Origin of the sequence: Frigoribacterium sp. CFBP 13605 (assembly GCF_014839405.1) — a bacterium.
GTDB lineage: Bacteria > Actinomycetota > Actinomycetes > Actinomycetales > Microbacteriaceae > Frigoribacterium.
In genome coordinates this window covers 1-6,475 of the sequence record NZ_JACYNS010000125.1, presented here as the reverse complement: position 1 = coordinate 6,475, position 6,475 = coordinate 1, and the positions used below count along the sequence as shown (strand labels likewise).

Genomic DNA, 6,475 nt, shown 5'->3' with positions numbered 1-6,475 from the left:
CGGACCGCCGCCGCGGGTGCCATCGGCGGTCTCATCGGCAGGGCGCGCGGAGCGGCGAGCTCGCTGCACTCGGGGCACCACGACGACCGCCGGCGCTCGCGCCCGGGCCGGTGCCGCTGTTCGTCGGGGGTGGCGACGAAGACGTGGCCCGCGTCGCAGAGCCAGCACAGCCACACGTCGGCCGCGGGCGGGATCTGGCTGAGCACGATGCCACCGTTGTGTTCGGGCCGGTACTGCCGCACGAGCACCGGGTACGACGCCCACGCCTCGCGGTAGCTGCCCACGGGGTAGGGCACGGCGAGGCCGCGCGACGACCGGCGTCGCGCCCACCAGGCGGCGATCGGCTCGGGCACGCGCACACGGTACGACGGGCCACCGACACTCGGGCCCGGCAGCCCGGCAGCCCGGCAGCCCGGCAGCCCGGCAGCCCGGCAGCCCGCCGACACCCCGCCGACGCCGCACCGGCACCCCGCCGGGCCACCGGCACCCGGGCCGACTCCGGCGGACACCCGTAGCATCGACCGGATGCCCGACACCGCCCCTCCCGACGTGCCCGACCTGCCCGACGCCCCCGCCGACACACCCGCGGACGTCCACGCCCGCGGATTCGTCCGCGTCCGGGGCGCTCGCGAGAACAACCTGCGCGCGGTCGACGTCGACGTCCCGCGCGACAGCATCGTCGCGTTCACGGGCGTCTCGGGCTCGGGCAAGTCGTCGTTGGCCTTCGGCACGATCTTCGCCGAGGCGCAGCGCCGCTTCTTCGAGTCCGTCGCCCCCTACGCGCGGCGGCTGATCGCCCAGGGCGGCGCCCCGCACGTCGACGAGATCACCGGCCTGCCCCCGGCGGTCGCCCTGCAGCAGCGCCGCGGCGCCCCGAGCTCGCGGTCGACCGTCGGCACCCTGACCACGCTGTCGAACTCGATGCGGATGCTCTACTCGCGGGCCGGCAGCTACCCCGCGGGGGCCGACCGGCTCGAGTCCGACTCGTTCTCGCCGAACACGGTCGCGGGGGCCTGCCCGCGCTGCCACGGGCTCGGCATCGCGCACGAGGTGACCGAGGCGTCCGCCGTCCACGACCCCGACCTGAGCATCCGCGACGGCGCGATCAGCGCCTGGCCGGGAGCCTGGCAGGGCAAGAACCTCCGCGACGTCACGAGCGTGCTCGGCTACGACATCGACCGCCCCTGGCGTGACCTGCCGCGGGCCGATCGCGACTGGCTGCTCTACACCGAGGAGCAGCCCGTGGTCGAGGTGACCCCCCAGCGCGACCGCGTCGCCAAGCCGTACAAGGGCCGCTTCTGGAGCGCCCGCGCCTTCGTCCTGCACACCCTCGCCGACTCGCAGAGCGAGACCCAGCGGACCAAGGTGCTGCAGTACGTCGAGAGCGGTCCCTGCTCGCTCTGCGGTGGCAGCGGCCTGACCCGGGCGGCGCTCGCCGTGACCTTCGCCGGCCGGACGATCGCCGAGCTCAACGCCCTGCCGATCGCCGAGTTGGGCGACGTCCTGCGGCCGACGGCGACCCTGACGAGTGCGTCGGCGGCGGTGTCGAACGCGTCGTCGGGCGAGGTCACCGAGGTCGCCGTCCGCATCGCCTCCGACCTGCTGGCCCGGACGACCGTGCTCGCCGACCTCGGGCTCGGCTACCTCAGCCTCGGCCGTGCGACGCCGACCCTGTCGCCGGGCGAGATGCAGCGGCTCCGCATCGCGACCCAGCTGCGCTCGGGCCTGTTCGGCGTCGTCTATGTGCTCGACGAGCCGAGCGCCGGCCTGCACCCCGCCGACGCCGAGTCCCTCGTCGAGGTGCTCGAGCGGCTACGGGCGAGTGGCAACTCGGTGTTCGTCGTCGAGCACGACATGAGCATCGTGCGTCGCGCCGACTGGGTCGTCGACGTCGGCCCGGGGGCCGGCAGCCAAGGAGGCGCGGTGCTCTACAGCGGGCCCGTCGCCGGGCTCGCCGGGGTCGCCGACTCCGTCACGAGGCGGTTCCTCGACCCCTCCGCCGACGGTCGCGCCCAGGGCGGGTCGCCCGTCCGCCGCGAACCGACCGCCACCCTCGAACTGCGTGGCGTCACCCGGCACAACCTCGACGGCGTCGACGTCGACCTGCCGCTCGGCGTGCTGACCGCGGTCACGGGGGTGTCGGGCTCGGGCAAGTCGACGCTGGTCGGCGGCGTGCTGGCCGAGACGGCGACGAGCCACGAGCGGGTCGACCGCGTCGTGCAGGTCGACCAGAAGCCGATCGGCCGGACTCCGCGGTCGAACCTCGCGACGTACACGGGCCTGTTCGACGCCGTGCGCCAGGCCTTCGCCGCGACCGACGAGGCACGGGCCCGGGGGTACGGCGCCGGACGCTTCTCGTTCAACGTCGCCGGGGGCCGCTGCGAGGTCTGCCAGGGCGAGGGGTTCGTCTCGGTCGAGCTGCTCTTCCTGCCCGGCAGCTACTCGCCGTGCCCCGAGTGCCACGGAGCCCGCTACAACGCCGAGACGCTCGAGGTCACGTGGCACGGCGCGACCGTGGCGGACGTGCTCGCGATGACGGTCGACGAGGCGGCGACGTTCCTCGCCGAGGTGACCAGCGCCTCCCGGGCCCTCGAGACGTTGCGGCAGGTCGGGCTCGGCTACCTGCGACTCGGTCAGCCGGCCACCGAACTCTCGGGCGGCGAGGCGCAGCGCATCAAGCTCGCGACCGAACTGCAGCGGGCACGCTCGGGCCACACGCTCTACCTGCTCGACGAGCCCACGACGGGCCTGCACCCCGCCGACGTCGAGCTGCTCGTCACCCAGTTGCAGCTGCTCGTCGACGCGGGCAACACGGTCGTCGTGGTGGAGCACCACATGGGCGTCGTGGCGGCGTCCGACCACGTCGTCGACCTGGGTCCCGGCGGAGGTGACGCCGGTGGGCGCGTGCTCGCCGTCGGGACTCCCGAACAGGTGGCCGGGGCGACCGGTAGTCGCACGGCGCCGTACCTCGCGGCGGCGCTGCCCGCCTGAGCCGCCGGGGCCACTGACCCGAGGAGCCGAGGAGGCGCGGTCCAGCCGACCCGCGCCTCCTCGGTTCCGTCGTCGGTCGGGCTACGGCGAGACCATGCCGCCGTTGACGTTGAGCGTCTCGCCCGAGACGAAGCTCGACTCGGCCGAGGCGAGGAACACGTAGGCCGGGGCCTGCTCGGCGGGCTGGCCGGCGCGACCGAGCGGGGCCTCGCTCGAGCCGAACTCGGGCAGCGACTCGGGGTCGACGCCGTCGGTCACCTGCAGCACGGTCCAGGTCGGGCCGGGCGCGACGACGTTGACGCGGATGCCCTTCGTGATGAGCTGCTGCGCCATGCCCTTCGACAGGTTGTTGACCGCACCCTTGGTGGCGGCGTAGTCGAGGCGGTCGGGCGCGGGCGTGTGGGCCTCGGCCGAGGCGGTGTTGATGATCGTCGAGCCGGGGGCGAGGTGCGGCACGGCGGCCTTGACGATCCAGAACGGGGCGTAGACGTTGGTGCGGAAGGTCAGGTCGAACTGCTCGTCGGTGATGTCGGCGATGTCCTCGTGCCAGACCTGCTTGCCGGCGACGTTGACGACGGCGTCGAGGCCGCCGAGTCCGTCGACCGCCTTCTGCACCAGCTCGCGACAGAAGGAGGCGCTGGTCAGGTCCCCGGGGAGGGCCACGGCCTTCTGCCCCGCGGCCTCGACGAGCGCGATGACGTGGTCGGCGTCGGACTGTTCGCTCGGCAGGTAGTTCAGGGCGACGTCGGCACCCTCGCGGGCGTAGGCGATCGCGACGGCGGCGCCGATGCCCGAGTCGGCACCCGTGATGAGGGCCTTGCGCCCCTGCAGGCGTCCCGTGCCGCGGTAGGTCTCCTCGCCGAGGTCGGGGACGGGCGTCATCTCCGACTGCAGGCCGGGCTCGTCCTGGTGCTGCACCTCGGGGCTGATCGTGGGGTAGAGCGTGCGCGGGTCGGAGAAGGTGTACTGGTCGCGGGTCATGCGGGGTCCTCTCTGGTTCGGAATTGCCCTGGACGCTACGCCGGGCCGCCTCCGCCGACGCGGCGCGTTCGGGGTACGGGCCCGGACGCAGCGGACGAGTGACCGCGGATCGTGCCCGCCATCGTGGCGGAGGACGATCGGCGACCACTCGTCCGGATCGTCGGCGGAGTGCGGGGGCCCGTCAGCGGGTGACGGCGAACGCCGGGGGAGGGGCGTCCACGATCGTCGCCGCGCCGCACGCGATCGCGCGGCTGATCCGCTCGACCAGCTGGTCGGGGACGGGGCGGCCCCAGCCGAAGGCGACGGTGTCCTTGGCGCGTCGGTGAGGGGAGACGTCGCCTTCGAGGGCTTCGTCGAACCGGGGCACGGGGTAGATGCCGAGGTGGCGCGTCCATGCCGCGAAGTAGAGCGTCTGCCCGTCCTCGAAGCGGATGGCCGGCATGCCGTACCGCAGGCTCTCGACGCCGCCTGTGCACCCGGCGTGGATGGCCCGCCTCACCCGTTCGAGCGCTTCGCGTCTCTCGGGCGGGAACCCCGCGATGTACTGATCGACCACGGTGTCGCTCATGACGAGTCCTCTCGTTCGCTGGGCACCAGTGTGCGACGGAACGAGCGCGGGCGCCAGCCCCCGGGCCGAGCGTTCGTGTGCGGCGTCGAGGTCTGCATCGGATCACATCGCTTCTTTCACGCCCGACCTGATGAGGAGCCAGTTGACGGGATAGGAGGTCGCGAACCCGGCGAGCATGGCGATCTGCATGACGAACCAGAATTCCGGACTGACGACGTCCGCGCGCCCGCCGAAGAGTGAGGGCAGGACGAGGAACTGGGCCAGCGCCATGACCCCGTACATTCCGACCTGCCACGCCGAGATCGACAGGGCGTCGGCCTTGAGGGCGGCCACGATGCCGGCTCGGAGGCCGAGGCCGCGCATCGGGGCGATGGAGAAGTACTGGAACACGATCCCGAGAGCGAAGGCGAGGACGAAGTCGATGATCCAGCCGGCGAAGATCTCGTCGTCGTACAGAGTGCCCCGGCCGACGACGACGCCGATGACGGGGAAGGCGACGAGGGCGAACTCTGCGACGAGGTCGCCGATCGCGCAACCCGCGCCGCAATGGCTGGTACCCGTGGCGACGGAGACCGCCATCGAACTCCCGCGCTCGACCTGGCTCAGTCCTCGCAGGGCGGCGCGCGCGGTCCGACGGTAGAACAGCAGCCACGCGAGCCCGCCGAACAGCATCGTCACGGGCCACACCACGTTCATCACGGCCATCGGCTGTGGGCGGCGGGCCACGTCGGCCGCGACACCGACCGCGCAGACGACACCGATGGCGATGAAGGTTCACGAGAGGAACGTGAACCCGACGGGGAACGCGTCGACGGTCAGGACAGGTGAGGCGGCGACCATCCATCGACCCAACACCCTGACGATGCCGAGCGTCGACGTCGACGAGAACGTCGTGAGGCCCGCTGTTCGACGCCGATCTGCTCGGCACGTGCCTCCGGCCCGATCCCGGGGGATGAGTCGGTCAGGCCGCTTCCGTTTCTGCGATCAGTCGACGGAGGGTGATCAGGGCATCGCGGATGCGGGTCTTCATCGTCCCGATGGCGACGCCGGCCTCACGGGCAGCCTCGCTGTGGCTCAGCCCGCCGAAGTACACCAGCTCGAGGGCTTGCTGCTGCAGGTCGGTCAAGGTCCGCATGGCCTTCGTCACTCGCTCGTGCTCGACCCGGGTCTCGGCCGTCTCCGCCACGTCGTCCCGTGCGTCGACGAATTCCTTCGCACCGACCGCGAGGTCGCGGTCGCGTGAGGACTGGGAGGCACGCACCCGGTCGACGGCGCGGCGGTGCGCCATCGTGAGCAGCCACGACGATGCCTTGCCACGCGCGGGATCGAAGCGCCCGGCGGTCTGCCAGGCCTCGAGGAAGATCTCCTGCGTGACCTCCTCGGACTGCGCCGGATCGACCAGGATGCGACGGACCAGTCCGAGGACACGGGCAGCCGTCCGGTCGTAGAAGACCGCGAAGGCTTGCTGGTTGCCTTCGGCGACGAGGACGAGGAGGTCGTCGTCGGAGCGGTCGGTCCCCAAGGGTGGCGCAGGTGCAAGAGACATGGCGTCCAGTCCGGGGGGCTCGGGATCGAGGTTTCGTGCCACCGACGGCACCCCTCGAACTCTATGCGCTTGAATTGAAAGCGGTGACCCCAGACCGGGGGTCACGAGTCGTGTCTGCGGTGGTCGTCAGCTGCCGGGCAGACGCGGAGGTGACCGGCGCGGTGAGCACGGCGCTCGTCACCCCCGCCGCGCCTCCTGACCCCCGGCCGTCAGTGCGCGAAGAACCCGGTTCCGAACGATGCACCCCGATTCTTCTGGGTGCGTCGTTCGAAACCGGGTTCACGGCCGCCTGACCCCGGGCCGGCCCCGGGCGGCAACGGAAAAACCCCGCCCCGTGCGTGAGCACGAGGCGGGGTCCACCGGGATCGCCGACCCCGTCGAGCAGGGCG

At 72.4% G+C, this 6,475-nt stretch carries 6 protein-coding genes; 1 reads left to right on the top strand and 5 read right to left on the bottom strand.

The features are described 5' to 3' along the window. On the bottom strand, positions 1–353 hold a 353-nt coding region (locus IFT36_RS14570; protein WP_374058402.1), incomplete at its 3' end, for a zinc-ribbon domain-containing protein. Positions 354–525: 172 nt separating this feature from the next. On the opposite strand from IFT36_RS14570, the gene IFT36_RS14565 reads away from it, so the two are divergent. After that, the gene (locus tag IFT36_RS14565; RefSeq protein WP_200413500.1) at positions 526–2,991 is read left to right on the top strand and encodes an ATP-binding cassette domain-containing protein; all 2,466 of its coding nucleotides are present in this window, start codon (positions 526–528) and stop codon (positions 2,989–2,991) included. A gap of 81 nt (positions 2,992–3,072) precedes the next feature. Here IFT36_RS14565 and IFT36_RS14560 read toward each other — a convergent pair whose 3' ends face one another. The 4 genes from IFT36_RS14560 to sigK all read right to left on the bottom strand — a co-directional run bounded on the left by IFT36_RS14560 (position 3,073) and on the right by sigK (position 6,086). Next, positions 3,073–3,972: an SDR family oxidoreductase gene (locus IFT36_RS14560; protein ID WP_200413499.1), complete on the bottom strand. Its 900-nt coding sequence runs from the start codon at positions 3,970–3,972 to the stop codon at positions 3,073–3,075. A gap of 181 nt (positions 3,973–4,153) precedes the next feature. Continuing rightward, the gene (locus tag IFT36_RS14555; RefSeq protein ID WP_056042961.1) at positions 4,154–4,540 is read right to left on the bottom strand and encodes an iron chaperone; all 387 of its coding nucleotides are present in this window, start codon (positions 4,538–4,540) and stop codon (positions 4,154–4,156) included. Between the two features lie 102 nt (positions 4,541–4,642). Then, complete coding sequence (locus IFT36_RS14550; protein ID WP_307785124.1) at positions 4,643–5,266, bottom strand: DUF4396 domain-containing protein; 624 nt, start codon at positions 5,264–5,266, stop codon at positions 4,643–4,645. Positions 5,267–5,501: 235 nt separating this feature from the next. Next, positions 5,502–6,086 (bottom strand): ECF RNA polymerase sigma factor SigK, encoded by a 585-nt coding sequence (sigK, locus tag IFT36_RS14545; protein ID WP_200413498.1) that lies wholly within the window; start codon positions 6,084–6,086, stop codon positions 5,502–5,504. Positions 6,087–6,475: the final 389 nt, after the last annotated feature.

Coding starts and splice junctions, on each gene's coding strand:
- IFT36_RS14565 (WP_200413500.1), top strand. CDS start 526: ATGCCCGACACCGCCCCTCCCGACGTGCCCGACCTGCCCGACGCCCCC.
- IFT36_RS14560 (WP_200413499.1), bottom strand. CDS start 3,972: ATGACCCGCGACCAGTACACCTTCTCCGACCCGCGCACGCTCTACCCC.
- IFT36_RS14555 (WP_056042961.1), bottom strand. CDS start 4,540: ATGAGCGACACCGTGGTCGATCAGTACATCGCGGGGTTCCCGCCCGAG.
- sigK (WP_200413498.1), bottom strand. CDS start 6,086: ATGTCTCTTGCACCTGCGCCACCCTTGGGGACCGACCGCTCCGACGAC.